The sequence below is a fragment of the Thermogemmatispora argillosa genome, assembly GCF_059696725.1.
On record NZ_AP019377.1, the window covers coordinates 1,832,097 to 1,845,961 of the forward strand.

10 protein-coding genes are annotated in these 13,865 nt (G+C 63.2%); 4 read left to right on the top strand and 6 right to left on the bottom strand.

Features of this window, described 5'->3' with window-relative positions:
• Positions 1–89 precede the first annotated feature (89 nt).
• Positions 90–1,838, bottom strand: a complete 1,749-nt coding sequence (locus tag AC6H1L_RS07115) for a DUF2079 domain-containing protein (protein WP_497600833.1) — start codon at positions 1,836–1,838, stop codon at positions 90–92.
• A gap of 523 nt (positions 1,839–2,361) precedes the next feature.
• Here AC6H1L_RS07115 and AC6H1L_RS07120 point away from each other — a divergent pair.
• On the top strand, positions 2,362–4,932 hold the full coding sequence (locus AC6H1L_RS07120; protein ID WP_497600834.1) for a beta-sandwich domain-containing protein: 2,571 nt from the start codon (positions 2,362–2,364) through the stop codon (positions 4,930–4,932).
• Positions 4,933–5,055: 123 nt separating this feature from the next.
• Here AC6H1L_RS07120 and AC6H1L_RS07125 read toward each other — a convergent pair whose 3' ends face one another.
• The 5 genes from AC6H1L_RS07125 to AC6H1L_RS07145 are packed head-to-tail and all read right to left on the bottom strand — an operon-like array spanning position 5,056 to position 9,559.
• The gene (locus AC6H1L_RS07125; protein ID WP_497600835.1) at positions 5,056–5,775 is read right to left on the bottom strand and encodes a riboflavin synthase; all 720 of its coding nucleotides are present in this window, start codon (positions 5,773–5,775) and stop codon (positions 5,056–5,058) included.
• Between the two features lie 6 nt (positions 5,776–5,781).
• The gene (ribH, locus tag AC6H1L_RS07130; protein WP_497600836.1) at positions 5,782–6,306 is read right to left on the bottom strand and encodes a 6,7-dimethyl-8-ribityllumazine synthase; all 525 of its coding nucleotides are present in this window, start codon (positions 6,304–6,306) and stop codon (positions 5,782–5,784) included.
• The gene (gene ribA / locus AC6H1L_RS07135; RefSeq protein ID WP_497600837.1) at positions 6,284–7,603 is read right to left on the bottom strand and encodes a GTP cyclohydrolase II; all 1,320 of its coding nucleotides are present in this window, start codon (positions 7,601–7,603) and stop codon (positions 6,284–6,286) included. Before ribA ends, ribH begins: the two co-directional genes overlap by 23 nt.
• 38 nt (positions 7,604–7,641) lie before the next feature.
• Positions 7,642–8,865, bottom strand: a complete 1,224-nt coding sequence (ribD, locus tag AC6H1L_RS07140; protein ID WP_497600838.1) for a bifunctional diaminohydroxyphosphoribosylaminopyrimidine deaminase/5-amino-6-(5-phosphoribosylamino)uracil reductase RibD — start codon at positions 8,863–8,865, stop codon at positions 7,642–7,644.
• Entirely contained in the window at positions 8,858–9,559 is a 702-nt protein-coding gene (locus AC6H1L_RS07145) for a sigma-70 family RNA polymerase sigma factor (RefSeq protein WP_497600839.1), read from the bottom strand. The genes ribD and AC6H1L_RS07145 overlap by 8 nt, the downstream gene beginning before the upstream one ends.
• Before the next feature lie 607 nt (positions 9,560–10,166).
• On the opposite strand from AC6H1L_RS07145, the gene AC6H1L_RS07150 reads away from it, so the two are divergent.
• From AC6H1L_RS07150 to AC6H1L_RS07160, 3 genes are all read left to right on the top strand, one after another.
• Positions 10,167–11,309 carry an amino acid deaminase/aldolase gene (locus tag AC6H1L_RS07150; RefSeq protein ID WP_497601520.1) on the top strand — a complete coding sequence of 381 codons (1,143 nt, stop codon included), beginning with the start codon at positions 10,167–10,169 and terminating at the stop codon, positions 11,307–11,309.
• 164 nt (positions 11,310–11,473) lie between these two features.
• Positions 11,474–12,844 carry a D-arabinono-1,4-lactone oxidase gene (locus AC6H1L_RS07155; RefSeq protein ID WP_497600840.1) on the top strand — a complete coding sequence of 457 codons (1,371 nt, stop codon included), beginning with the start codon at positions 11,474–11,476 and terminating at the stop codon, positions 12,842–12,844.
• Between the two features lie 307 nt (positions 12,845–13,151).
• Positions 13,152–13,799 carry a GerMN domain-containing protein gene (locus AC6H1L_RS07160; protein WP_497600841.1) on the top strand — a complete coding sequence of 216 codons (648 nt, stop codon included), beginning with the start codon at positions 13,152–13,154 and terminating at the stop codon, positions 13,797–13,799.
• Positions 13,800–13,865 lie beyond the last annotated feature (66 nt).

Here is a 13,865-nt window from a genome sequence, read left to right on the forward strand (position 1 = left end):
TGATTATTATAGGTCAGGGCGCAAAAGGGCGTCAAGGTGCGGAAGAAGCCCGCAAGAGAGGCAAGCAAGCTTGCGTCCTTTTGCGCCGCTTAGTCTGTATGGCGATACTGGGCCACCATGCGGGCTGCTCGCGCGTTGGCCGAGGTTGTGGCCCCCTTCTTGAGGAGAATATAGCCCTCCTGCATATCGATCACGCCGTACTCTCCGCTGCTGAGCACCGCGTCGACCGCCCGTTCATAGTCGGCATAGCTCTTGAAAGGATAATAGTAGCCTGGGGCGTTCAGCAGGATATAGTCGGCGTAGCCCGCTCCATAGGGGAAGAGATAGATACTGCGCCGCTCGCTGAGATGCGGCACCAGCATCGTCTGGGTAGAGACCGAGGCCGCGGGCGGAATCTCTTGCAGGAAGCGAGCGGCAAGGCGATCGTGGGCATCCGGCGCTGGCCAGATGAAGCCGGCAGCGTAGGGCATGGCACTATAGACATCGTAGCGGGCGGTCGCCTTTACCGCATGGACCATCACGTAGCTCAACAAGAGTAGCAGGAAGAGAGCACGCACCACAGGCCAGAGCTGCCAACCTGACGGCGAGACCGCCGATCTCAGCGGCCAGGCTGAAGGACGGTCGTTTGCTGCTCTGGTGGTGGCGGTCAGGGTCCGCGCTCTCAAGGTCGCCAGCAGGTCGCTCCCGCGGCGCACCAGCAGCCGCAGCAGCCAGAGCAGCAGGACCGTTCCCTCAATGGTCGCAAAGATCAGAATCGGCACGATCTCGGCATTGTACTGGTAGCGGCCACTGTACATATTGGGCGACGAGCTGAGCAGATTGAGGGCCAGCGTCGGCGAGGCCAGGACCAGTACCCAGGGGGCCAGCAGCGGGAGATAGCCCGCCGGCGTGAGCAGTTTCTGCAGATAGAGGCGATGCTGCGCTTCAAGCACGTGCTCGCGCACCACCTGCAGGGGATGACGCAGAATGGTCAGGGCTACCTCTAGCGGTGAGTCACCGTATTCGGACCAGCGGGAAGCCAGTAGCGAGTGACCCACAGGGCTGGCATAGTGGACGACCAGCAGGCCGATGGCGGTCCAACCGAGGGCCAGCCCGAAAATGATCAGGCCGACGCGCCAGCGCCGCTGAAAGAGCGCTATCCACAGGCCCAGTAGAGCGATGACGCCGGCGATCTCTTCCTTGCAGGCCAGCGACAAAATCACGAAGGCCAGCAGCCAGCCGTTGCGCCGCGTGTACATGAAATAGAGCGCAAAGAGCAGCAGGGAGAGCGTCAGCGTCACGGCATGAAAGTCATAGTCGACGGCATACTGCTGCGCGGGATAGAGCAGATAGAGCAGGGCAAACGGCACGGCCGCCAGATCGCTGCGCAGACGCAGGCGGGCCAGCCAGAAGGCCGGCAGCGCCCCCGTGGCGACAACCAGCACCTGGAGAATCAGCAACGTTTTCGGATCAGCCCAAAAAATATAGAGCGGCACAATTAAAAAAAGAATCGGCTCATAGTGAATGGCAAAGCGATTGATGCCCTCCAGGCCGTAGCAGTTGGTATCGGTCAGGACGTTGCAGATGGTCTGGTGAAGCAAGGCGCCATGCAGCGTATTCCAGATCGCCTGGTCCATAATGCCCAGGTCTTCGCCATTGGTGGCAAAAGCATCCTGCTTGCTGGTCACAAAGATGATGAAATAGATGCTGTAGGCGAGCATCGCCACAACTACCAGACCCAGGGCCAGCCAGAAGGCGCGTCCCCGTGGTAGCGGTTCAGGGGGGGGATAGAGTTCCTTCCTACAGGCCACCCTCCAGCGCCGCAATGTCAAATGGAGCCACTTGCCGATCTTCTTCATGATAGGTCAGTCTTCTCAAGGGGAATTGAGGCCCCTGCGATGGACGCGAGCTGAGTGGGATAGGCCTCGTCTTTACGATGATTGGCTCTGTTATGATAGCATAGATCTTTTCGTTCGACCAGCCTCCAGGACAATTGGCTATTGCTTCCCATGAACAACCACGCGACTTTCCACGCTCTTCCTCTCGTTCGCTTTCCTTTCCCTGTCAATCTATTGATCATGATTGAGATACTGATTTTCATTTTGTGTCTTGAGTATCATAAGTAATGGAAGCAGCATGTAAGCTGCTTCTGGGGAAAGTAAGCCGGTGTACGTGATGTGACGCAAGTAAGCCACAGATCGTCGACACACGAAATCGCCTCCAGTAAGGGGTTGACGCGACGCGCGAGTGGAAGCAAGGAGAAGCAAGCAAGCAAGCACGAGGAGAGGAAGAGCTGCTACTCCGTTCCTGTCCTGATCGCCGACGGGCAGTAGACGCCATGCCCCTGCTTGCTTATCTGACTGCAGTGGTGAAGGAGACGTGATGATCAACCTCTCTCGCTTGTTGCCCCGAGTAGTAGCAGCCTTGCCCCTGCTGCTACTCGGGGGCCTGCTCTTTTCCTCCTGGCTGCCCGGCGGAACCGATAGGGCGCTGGCCTGGAAGCCCACCTCCGATCGACAGGGTGTGGGCCACGCCCAGCAGCCTGTTGCCCCTGTCGCCCACGCTGCCCCGGCAAGCGGTACCGCTGTGCTGACGTTCAAGTACAATAACCGCCACAGCGGTCACAATCCGGCGGAGGTGCTGCTGACAACGAGTAACGTTAATGTCAGTACTTTCGGCAAGCGCCTGACGCTGGCCGTCGATGGCCAGGTCTATGCTCAGCCGCTCTATGTGCCCAGCCTGCCGATTCAGGGCCGGGTGCGCAATGTGGTCTTTGTGGCAACTGAGCATGATAGTGTTTACGCCTTTGATGCCGATGCCACCAGGCCCGAGCGCGCTTTGTTGTGGCGCACGAGCTTTCTGGGGCGCGGTGTTCAGGTGCCTACAAACCACGATGTGGCCTGTAACGACCTGGTGCCCGAGATCGGTATCACGGGCACGCCGGTGATCGATGCCGCTACCCGCACGCTCTATGTGGTGGCTTTTACCAAGGAGGGCGGACGCCTGGTCTATCGCCTCCATGCGCTGGATGTTACGACCGGCCAGGAGCGCAAGGGCAGCCCGGTTACTATCCAGGCAAGTGTACGTGGGACGGGCGCCGGTAGTCGCCGCGGCCTGCTCGCTTTCGATCCGCGCTTCCAGCGCCAGCGTGCTGCTCTGGTGCTGGCGAATGGGCAGATCTATATCGCCTGGGGCTCGTTCTGCGATAATATGCCGTACCACGGCTGGATCATGAGCTACCAGTACACCGGGAGCGCTTTCCGTCAGACGGCGGTCTTTAACGATACGCCCGATGGGGCCCGCGCCGGAATCTGGGGCTCTGGCGGTGCTTTGACCGCCGATGAGCGTGGTTTCCTCTATTTTACGAGCGGCAATGGCTCGTTTAATCTCCACCTGGGCGGGCGCAATGCTGGCGATTCGGTGGGCAAGCTCTCGCCTGATCTGCGCCTGGTGGACTATTTTACGCCCTTCAATGAGCGCTGCCTGGACGATGCCGATGCCGATCTCGGCTCAGCCGCTCCCTTGCTGCTGCCAACGGTTGGGGAGCTGATCGCTTCGGGGAAAGAGGGGCGCATCTATGTTCTGGCCCGCAATCGGCTGGGCCACTACCATACTATTCCTGACGCCTGCAATCACCAGGGGCGCAGCGATGTCGATCAGATCGTCCAGGAGTTTCCGCCCACGACGATCGGCGGCCTCTTCAGCACGCCGGCCTACTGGCGGGGTCCTGATGGCGAGTATGTCTACTTCGCGAGCGTGAATCGTCCGGTGGTGGCTTATCGGCTGCTCAATAATGGCCGCCTCTCGTCTCAGCCGGTCTCGGCCACGCCGGAAGAGCTGCCTTTTCCGGGCGCTAATGTAGTGGTCACGTCCAGTGGGAACCGCGCCGGTACGGGCATTCTCTGGCTGGTCGATCCGCGCGGGGTGCTGCGGGCCTACGATGCCAGCAATCTGGCGCATGAGCTGTACAGCAGCGACCAAAGCCCCGAGCGTGACAGCCTGCCAGGGTATGTGAAGTTCAGTGTACCGACAGTGGCCGATGGGCGGGTCTTTGTGCCGAGCGGGAAGGCTCTTGTGATCTACGGGCTGCTGCCTACGGTACGCCTCCTGCCTTCCCCAGGCCAGAGGCAGGGAGGACCGCAGGGACCGGAGCCGCATCCGGTGCAGCCGCTGCGTTTGCCCCATGCTGGACCGCAGACCAGGCCGGGTCCCCAGGGCCAGCCCGGTCCTCAGTCGGAGCCGGGGCCGGGGCGCAACCCGGCCAGCGGCTTGAGGCCGGGGCCGCGGGCACTGAGTGCCCTGGCGGCGGCAGTGCCACCGGCGTCGCTCTCGGCTGCTGGATCAGCGCCCAGCGGCTCGGCAGCCGGCGGGCCGGCCCAGTCCGAGCCGCAGACTGTGCCCGCTTACAATAATGTGGGCGTCAGCAACGATGATCGACCGACAGCGGCCAACTTTGATCAGGGGGGCAATAGCTATTCGGCCCAGGCCCTCCAGCGGGCTGGCGTCAATCCCGGCGATCATGTCTTTGCAGGTGGCTTCGTCTTCGTCTGGCCCAATGTGCTGTCAGGCGAACCAGATAACTATGTGGCGGCAGGCCAGACCTTGCCGGTGGAGCATCAGCCACGCGCCAGGTTGCTCGGTCTGTTGGGGGCCGCTGATCATGGCGTTGCTCGCGGTCAGCTCGTGATTACCTTTACCGATGGGACAACGCTGACGGTTCCCATTGCCTTTAGCGACTGGACCCTTGACGGTGGTGGCTCGCGTCCGCTGCCGGGCAGTCCACAGGCGGTCAGTATGCCGTACTTTAATAGTCCCAGCGGTCCGGTTCAGATGAAGTGCTACTTGTTCTATGTGAGCATTGCCCTGCCGCAGGGGAAGACGGTGAAAAGTGTGACCTTGCCGGCAGCGGTGAGCGGCGGCAGAATGCATGTCTTCGCCGTCGCTTTGCAATAGCTCTCTCTGATTGTGGCTATCAGTTGCTGACCCTTGCTTCTTAGCAGACCCACCTCATAGCGAGCGTCGTTCACCCCGGCTGGAAGGGTAGCGGGGGAGCCAGCAAGGAAGCTGCTCACTTCGTTACCCTTCCTGGCGTTTTGGGGCTTCGCTCTCTGCTATTCCCTGCTCCTGCTGTATTGGAGGGCCCGCTGCAGGGTTGCGCGCGCCTGGCAGAGGCTGGGGCTGGTTCTGGTCCGCGAAAGCATAGCGGCCCAGGAGCTGGACAAGGTAGCGCCCGATGATGTCGCTCTCCAGGTTGAGCAGGCGGCCCGGGCGCAGGTGGCCAAGGTTAGTGTGGGCCCGTGTGTATGGGATAAGGGCCACGGAGAAGCGGTCGGTCTGGCAGGTGACCACTGTGAGGCTGACGCCGTTCAGGGCCACGAAGCCTTTGGGGACGATGTAGGGCTGCAGGGCCACGGGCAAGGCAATTTCACAGATGAGGGAGTTGCCTTCTTCGCGCGTGCTGAGGACAGCGACGACGGCTTCGACATGCCCTTGAACGATGTGCCCTCCGAAACGTCCTCCTACGGGGAGCGAGCGCTCCAGATTGACGGCGCGCTCTTCTGGCTCGTGCGCTTTCTCCTCGACAAGGGCGGCGAAGCGCGTGCGGCGCAAGGTCTCGGGCATGAGTTCAACCCGCAGCCAGTGCGCGCCGCGCACGACAACGGTGAGGCAGGCGCCGTCAACGGCGATGCTGTCGCCAACTTTGACATCGGTCCAGTCTGACGGCACGGCGATTTCTAGCGCGGTAGCGCTGGCTGCGATTATCCTGCCCACGGCTTCGACAATGCCAGTAAACATGATCCGTTAGCTGCTCCTTTCGCCTGTGCTCTGGTCCGGTTGGCGGGGCGCCTCGGCTCCTTTAGTCCCGGAGGAGCGAATACGCCGCAGGGTGCCAACCAGCTCGATGGCGGCGAGGGCGCACTCAGCGGCGCGGGGAATGCGGGCCTGGGCCTGGAGGCGATTGGAGGCGCAGATGACGCCGAAGATGATCGGCAGGCCGCTTTCAAGGGCGACGCGCTGGAGGCCCCGGGCGGCGGCGTCTCCGACAAGGACATCGTGGCGCGTTTCGCCTTTCATGACGCAGCCCAGGCAGATGATGGCGTCGTAGCGCTGGCTGGTGGCCAGGGCCTGGGCCAGTAGGGGAAGCTCGAAGGAGCCGGGAGCATGCCAGATGTCGATGTCCTCGGCGGCAACGCCGTGGGCTATGAGGCTGCAACGCGCCAGCTCTTGCATGGCTCCTGTGATCTGGGGATGGTAACGGGCAACGGCGAGCGCGATGCGCAGCCCGCGGCCAGCGGGCCGCTCCTCAGTGCTGGCAGCTTCCGACATGCGGCACCTCCTCTGTTCGCCTGCTACTCTGGTCGATGTATTTGACGGCTTCAGCCGGGGATGATCCGGGGGAGGCTGTGAGCAGATGGCCCAGGCGCCGACGCCGGACTTCGAGGTAGGCGCGGTTATCGTCGCCAGCCGTGATCTCTAGCGGAATGCGCTCGACCTGGAGGCCGGCGGCCTGCAAGGCCTGGAGCTTAGCCGGATTGTTGGTCAGCAGGCGCAGGCGGCGCAGGCCCAGCTCTGCCAGGATGGCGACGGCCTCGTCGTAAGAGCGGGCATCGGCAGGATAGCCGAGGCGCTCATTGGCTTCGACGGTATCGTAGCCGCTGTCCTGGAGACGATAGGCATGCAGTTTACCAGCCAGGCCTATGCCGCGCCCCTCCTGGGGGAGATAGAGCAGCAGGCCACGCCCTTCGTGCCCGATGAGCGCCAGGGCCTGTTTGAGCTGGGCCTGGCAATCGCAGCGCTGGGAGCCGAAGATTTCGCCGGTGGTACAGGCCGAGTGGAGGCGCACCAGCGGCGGCCTATCTTTGTTGTCCAATTCCCCCAGGACGAGGGCCAGGTAGTCGCGCGCTTGACGGGTGTCGCGGTAATGACGGAGGCGAAAGTCGCCTTCTGGGAGTGGCAGGCGTGTCTCATTGACTAGCATCACGCGCTGCTCGCGTCGAAAGCGGGCGATGGCTTCGACGGTGAGGAGACCCAGGCCGTGGCGCCGGGCGAAGTGCCATAAGGTTGGACCGCGCGCCGGCTCACCCTGCTCATCGAGTACTTCACAGATGACTGCCCCCGGCTCTAGACCAGCCAGACGCATGAGGTCGACGGCGGCCTCAGTGTGGCCACGGCGGCCCAGGGTGCCGGCCGGGTGGGCTCGCAGCGGAAAGAGATGGCCCGGGCGCGCGAAGTCCTCCGGCTGTGCGGTTGGGTCAACGAGTAGACGAGCGGTCAATGCGCGGTCATGAGCAGAGACGCCGGTCGTGGTGCCGCGGCGGGCGTCGACCGAGGCCGTAAAGGCCGTGTCCTGCAGGGGCGCATGAGCGCGCTCGGCCAGGGGAATGGCCAGGGCATCGAGTCGCTCGCCGGCCAGGGCTACGCAGAGCAGGCCGCGTGCCTGCTGGAGCATAAAATTGATGCGCTCGGCGGTCGCGAACTGGGCTGCCAGGCAAAGATCGGCCTCGTGCTCGCGCGTCTCGTCGTCGCAGAGCAAGACCATCTGCCCGGCCTGCAGTCGACGCACAGCGGCAGGTACGGATAGCCACAGGTCATCGGTCGCTAATGGGTGACTTGCTTCTATCATGGGCTTTCTCTCTTACTCACTCACTTTCTGGCCAGTGCTCATGAAGTTGCTGCCTCTGGTGGCGGGTCCGTCGGGTCGGCGAGCGCGGTAGAGGGGTGATAGTCGACCTCACCCTCAATCAGCAGGTCGTGGCCAAGCGACCGGATGCGGCGATTGCGCAGCGTCGCCGCCAGTCGCAGATAGGGCAGGCCCTGACCGGCCAGGGGGACCGGGGCCCTGGCTCCCCCGATGAGGGCGGGGGCGACAATGACCGCGACCCGATCGATGCAGCGGCAGTCAAAGGCGCTGCCCGTCAGCGCGGCCCCTCCTTCAAGCAAGATATGCATGAGGCCCTCAGCGGCCAGGCGCTGCAGAGCCAGCCCGAGATCAACGCGTCCTGTCGGCTCGCAGGGAACCTCGATGAGACGCACCCCCGGACGGGCCAGAGCGAGGCGTCGCTCAGCAGGCACGTGCTCACCGACCAGTAGCCAGGTCTCTGCTTCCTCGGGCGTGTTGAGCAGTCGCAGCTGTGGCGGAAGGTGAGCGCTGGCTGTGATGATCAGGCGCCGCGGCGGCTGGGGGCGGCGCGCTCGGCGCCTGCCGCCGACGGCCAGACGCACGGTGAGCAGAGGATCATCGCGGCGCGCGGTGCCGGCTCCAATGAGGATGGCATCGACGCGATCGCGCAGGGCGTGGGCCCAGGCGCGGGCCTGGGGTCCGCTGATCCAGAAGGCGTCACCGGTGTGAGAGGCGATCTTGCCATCGAGGGTCATGGCCCATTTGGCCGTGACATAGGGGCGCCGGGCCAGCATCAAGGTGGCAAAGGGACGCAGCAGCTCGCGCGCCTGCCGGGCCAGGGGATCATCTTCGTCCAGCAGCTCGACCAGCAGGCCGGCCCGCCGGAGCTGGTCCAGGCCCCGCCCGTCAACGCGCGGATTGGGGTCGCGAGCCGCCACTACGACGCGCCGCACGCCTGCCGCAATGAGGGCCTCGGTACAGGGAGGCGTGTGCAGTGCAATGCAGCACGGCTCTAGCGTCACATAGAGGTCGGCCCCCTGGGCCTGGGGGCCAGCCGCCCTGAGAGCAAGCGCTTCGGCGTGCGGTCCATAGGGCGGGGCTGTCGCCCCCTGGCCGACAATCTGCCCGTTGCGCGCAAGCACCGCCCCCACCGGCGGGCGTGGGCTGGTGCGTCCCTCGACGGCCCGCGCCAGTGCGAGCGCTCTTTTCATCAGTTGGCGCTCTTGCTCGTTCAGTAAGGCCCTTTGCTGGTCACTGTCAGGCATGGCACTCCTCCAGGGCAGTCAGCGCTCGTGGCTCCTCATGCTCGTCAGCAGGGGCCAGCGCTGTCATCGTCAGGCTTGCCGCTTCCGTCGCAGGCCTCGCCGCAGCCGGCAGCAGCGTTTCGATCAGGCGCTGCACCTGGCCGCCCTGAGCCGCTAACAGGAAGCTGTTCAAGAGGGCCCGATGATCTTCGGGCTTGACGCTGAAGCGCACCCGCGCCTGAGCGACCCGCAGACGCGCCCGGTGCAGAAGCTGGCGGCACGCACTGGCGCTCTTGTTGAGCAGGCTGGCGATCTCGTCGTAGGGACAGGCAAAGGCTTCGTGGAGGAGAAATACGGCTCGCTCGGCGGGACTGAGACGCTCCTGCAGGAGCCAAAGCGCATGCGCCAGCGCTTCACGTTGTTCAAGGGTTTCAACCACCAGCGCTTCTGGCTCTGTCGTTGGCCCTTCCGCCGGCGCTGACGGCCAGAGGCCAAGAGGCTGCTCGCGCTGCGCACGGGCCGATTTGAGGTGATCCAGGCAGAGACGCGTGACAATCGTCAGCAGATAGGCGCGTAGCGAGCCGATCTGCTGCTCCGCAGCCGTGGCATAGCGGATATAGCTTTCCTGTAAAATATCCTCGATCTCATCGCTGCTGCCCAGCAGGCTGCGCGCAGTGGCGAAGAGTAGAGGATAATAGCGATCGAACTCTTCCAATCGTCAGTCTTCTCCTATCGGACTATACCGTCGGCCCTGGAACTTCCCCAGGTCATGCCCACGCGCCGCCATGCGACAGCCAGCGCGCGGGCGTACGGGCTATACCGCCGATCGGGAATTGGGAGAGGCCATTGCCCTGCTTGTGTGGGATGGGCACCAGCCTGGCTCCCTCACCCTGCCCCGAAGACATCGTTCACTCTTTTTTTGTTCTACTAGAGGAGACGAGTAAGGCCCCTCTTCTGTGACAGCCCTCCCTCCTTTAAGCTTGCAGTCCGGCAGCAATACGCTTGATTTCCCAGAGGCGACAATGCTACGATTGAACTGAACTTCTGGGGAGGAGAGCGCTGCTGCTCTCCTCGCTTGCCTGGCCTGGCATCGCTTTGCCTTACCTCGCCTCGCCGGCCACAAGGAGGAACCGCCTATGACCGAGCCTCAGCCACCTCAGACCCAGCAACATCCGGCTATGAGCGACGCGGCACCGGCCCAGTCTCCCGCCTCGTTCAGCAACGGAGCAGCTCCCCCGGTCGGCCTCTATCAGAGCCGTGCCTCTGCCCAGACCACGCCCCGCGACTATCAGTACTACCGGGCGGTCTTTCGCGGGCAGCAGATGCCCTTTGCCTATCTTGATCTGGACCTGCTGGACGAGAACATCCGTCTGACACGCGCGCGCGCCGGCGGCAAGCGGATTCGTATCGCCTCGAAATCGGTGCGCAGCGTTGCCGTCATCAAGCGCATCCTGGCCACTGAACCGACTTTTCAGGGCATCATGGCCTTTACAGCGCGCGAGGCGGTCTATCTGGCTCGCCAGGGCCTGGACGATCTGCTGATCGGCTATCCCACCTGGCACGAGGAGGACATCGCTGCTGTGGCGCGCGCCACGGCGGACGGGGCCCATATCACATTGATGGTCGACAGCCTGGCCCACGTGGAGCACATCGAGACGATTGCCCGCCGCTACGGTGTGCGCCTGCCGCTCTGCCTTGACATCGATATGTCCGTCGACTTCCCCGGGCTGCACTTCGGCGTCTGGCGTTCGCCGCTGCGTACGGCGGAGCAGGTGCGCCCGCTCATTGCGCGCATCATGTCCTCACCCCATGTCTGGCTTGATGGCATCATGGGTTACGAGGCGCAAATCGCTGGCGTTGGTGATCGCTACCCGGGCCAGTTGCTTAAGAACGCCCTGGTGACCTGGCTCAAGCGCCGCTCTTTGAGCGAGATCGCCGCGCGACGCGCCGCTCTGGTGGCCCTGATCAGGGAGTATGCTCCCCAGGTGCGCTTTGTGAATGGCGGCGGCACTGGTAGCGTGCATACGACGCGCCTGGAGGAGTGCGTCAGCGAAATCACAGTCGGCTCGGCTTTCTATGGCCCGGCTCTCTTCGACCACTACCGCGACTTCCGCTATCAACCGGCGGCAGGCTTCGCCATTGAGATCGTGCGCCGCCCGCATCCGCAGATCTATACCTGCCTGGGCGGGGGCTACGTCGCCTCCGGGGCCGCCGGCGCGGATAAGCTGCCGCAGCCGTACCTGCCCCAGGGTGCCCAGCTCATCGCCACCGAGGGCGCTGGCGAAGTTCAGACGCCCATCCGTTACAGAGGTCCCATAGCGCTCTCTCTCGGCGACCCGATCTTTCTGCGTCACGCCAAGGCCGGCGAGCTGTGCGAGCGCTTCTCTCATCTGCTATTGGTCAGCAATGGCTCTATCGTCGACAAGGTCACGACCTACCGCGGCGATGGTCAATGCTTTCTGTGAGCCGTTCTCCCGCGCTCGCCCGCTGCAGATCGCAGCAGTGAACGAGAGAGAGTCTGGCAGCGCAGCGCTCGGGCAGGTAGATCCAGCGCCCGCCGCTGCCCTCTACCGGCGACAACTCCAATAAGCTATAAGAAAATCTGCACTGTGAAATGGAGGAGCAGGCCATGATTGGCGGAGAGAAAGCCAGCTGGAGGAACTGGTCAGGCACCGTTGCCTGTCGGGCCGAGATCGTACGACCGGCCAGTCTGGAAGAGCTAGCCGGGACCGTTGCGGAGTGCGCGCGCGCCGGACGCCATCTGCGCGTTGCTGGCGCCGGTCACTCGTTTACGCCTCTCGTTGAGAGCGACGACGTTTTGCTCTCCCTGGACCATTTGCAGGGCCTGGAAAAGGTTGATCGGGAGCGCGGCACCGCGGTCGTGCTCGCCGGTACGCGCCTCGGGCGCCTGGGCGAGCTGCTGCTTGCCCACGGTCTTGCTCAGGAGAATCTGGGTGATATCGACGTCCAGAGCATCGCCGGCGCCATCAGCACTGGTACCCACGGCACGGGCATCCGCTTCGGCTCGCTGGCCACTCAGGTTGTCGGTTTGACTCTGGTGACCGCCAGCGGCGACCTTATCGAATGCTCCGAAGAGGAAAACCGCGATCTTTTCAAGGCCGCTCAGGTCTCGCTGGGCGCCCTGGGCGTCATTGCTAAGGTCACTTTGCGCGTCGTGCCGGCCCGCCCGCTGCACTATATTGGGCGCCGCGCCTCGCTACAAGATTGTCTGGACAATCTGGAGCGCTACCGCGAGGAGAACGAGCACTTTGAGTTTTTCTGGTTCCCGTATACGCCTTGGGTCCAGGCCAAGTGGATCAATACGACTGCGGAGGCCGTGCGCGAGGGCAGCCGCTGGGGCCGGCTGTGGAGTAACCTCAATCAGTTGGTCCTGGAGAACGGCGTCTTTTGGCTGCTGTCAGAGGCCAATCGCCTGGTGCCGGCCCTCTCGGCCACTATTAGCCGTATCTCAGCTTTGGGCGTGGCCAGCGTCGACGAGATCGATTATCCTCACCGCATCTTTGCTACGCCGCGCCTGGTGCGCTTCGTCGAGATGGAATACAGCATTCCTGCAGCTCAGCTACGCCCGGCGCTGGAAGAGATTCGCGCCTGTATTGAGGAGCAGCGCTTTAAGGTGCATTTCCCTGTCGAGTGCCGTTTTGTCAAGGGTGACGACATCTGGCTCAGCCCGGCTTATGGACGCGACTCGGCTTATGTGGCCGTGCACATGTACAAGGGGATGGAGTATAAGCCCTATTTCCGCCACGTAGAGGCCATCTTCCGCCGCTACGAGGGGCGCCCGCACTGGGGCAAGATCCATACGCGCCGCCCCGATGAGCTGGCGGCTCTTTACCCACGCTGGCACGATTTCCGTCGCCTGCGCGCGCAGCTCGATCCCCAGGGGATCTTTTTGAATGCCTATCTGCGCGAGCTGTTTGCCGTTGACGAGCCAGTACCCGCGCCGGCCAGCCATCTCGGCCCAGGTCCAGGCCCTTCCTAACGCACCAGGTCCCGCCCTCTATTCACAGGCTTCAATCCAGCCTTCGGCAGGCCCAGGCCGCAGGAGCCGGCAATGTGATCTAGTTCACAAATACGCTGTGAGCTGCTTCATTGTCGGCTCCCGACCTCAACAGGCATACTTCTTTTTAGAAAGCAGGTCTCCGCCGAGGTCGTGCGGTACCTGCTTCTTGGTCCCTATCCGCTTGGCCCGGTGGAGGCCGATCCTTTTCGATCACCTCTTGCATCTTTCCGTATACTGTCTTTTAAAGCATCTCTCTAATCTAAAAAGTAAGGAATAAAATCTTTAAATGTCTAGCAATACTCATCAGAACGAAAGGCCTGCCTTACCGGGCCTTTTCATCTCTATCCTTGGGGCTTTCAGCCTGGCGCTGGCGGGCTGGCTCCTGCCAGGCAGTGGGGCCAGCCTTGCGCAAAGTCAGGTCAATGCGGCGCCGATGGTCCAGGGGCAAGAGGCCGGAGCCTCCTCGGCGGCTGGCTACCCGATTACAGTCTTCTTCTCACGCTACCCTGTGTCGGTAGAGACGAATCCAGCCGCCGTCTATCCTGTCCAGCGCATCTCACCCACGCTAGCGGTGGGCACCTTTGCCCTACAGATGCTAATCGCCGGACCGACACCCAGCGAGCGCAGCGCCGGCCTCTTTAGTGAGCTGAATACCCTGCTCAGCGGTCCTTCAAACTGCGCGGCCCCGCTGCCAGTCGGCGGCCCCGACTTCACGCTGACCCTGAACCAGCGCGGCGACCGGCCCGAGCCTGGCACGGCTACTGTACGCTTCTGCCGTCAGCTGACCTCGCCCGGCAGCGGCGCTGATGCCCGCGTGCAGGCCGAAATCACTGCCACCTTGACGCAGTTCTCTAGCATTCGCAGGGTGGTGATTCTCACGCGCGCTGGTCACTGCTTCGGCGACGAAAGTGGGCTTGATCGCTGCCTGAGCTAACGCAGGGGCGGCGGGCGCTCAGCCCGCTTGGCTCATCTGGCCCTGGCTCACTAAAAAAGAGGAGCG

What these genes read in the sequence shown, in the direction of transcription:
- AC6H1L_RS07155 (WP_497600840.1), top strand. Translation starts at nt 11,474, where the DNA reads ATGATTGGCGGAGAGAAAGCCAGCTGGAGGAACTGGTCAGGCACCGTT.
- AC6H1L_RS07160 (WP_497600841.1), top strand. Translation starts at nt 13,152, where the DNA reads ATGTCTAGCAATACTCATCAGAACGAAAGGCCTGCCTTACCGGGCCTT.
- AC6H1L_RS07120 (WP_497600834.1), top strand. Translation starts at nt 2,362, where the DNA reads ATGATCAACCTCTCTCGCTTGTTGCCCCGAGTAGTAGCAGCCTTGCCC.
- ribD (WP_497600838.1), bottom strand. Translation starts at nt 8,865, where the DNA reads ATGCCTGACAGTGACCAGCAAAGGGCCTTACTGAACGAGCAAGAGCGC.
- AC6H1L_RS07125 (WP_497600835.1), bottom strand. Translation starts at nt 5,775, where the DNA reads ATGTTTACTGGCATTGTCGAAGCCGTGGGCAGGATAATCGCAGCCAGC.
- AC6H1L_RS07115 (WP_497600833.1), bottom strand. Translation starts at nt 1,838, where the DNA reads ATGAAGAAGATCGGCAAGTGGCTCCATTTGACATTGCGGCGCTGGAGG.
- ribH (WP_497600836.1), bottom strand. Translation starts at nt 6,306, where the DNA reads ATGTCGGAAGCTGCCAGCACTGAGGAGCGGCCCGCTGGCCGCGGGCTG.
- AC6H1L_RS07150 (WP_497601520.1), top strand. Translation starts at nt 10,167, where the DNA reads ATGCCCTTTGCCTATCTTGATCTGGACCTGCTGGACGAGAACATCCGT.
- ribA (WP_497600837.1), bottom strand. Translation starts at nt 7,603, where the DNA reads ATGATAGAAGCAAGTCACCCATTAGCGACCGATGACCTGTGGCTATCC.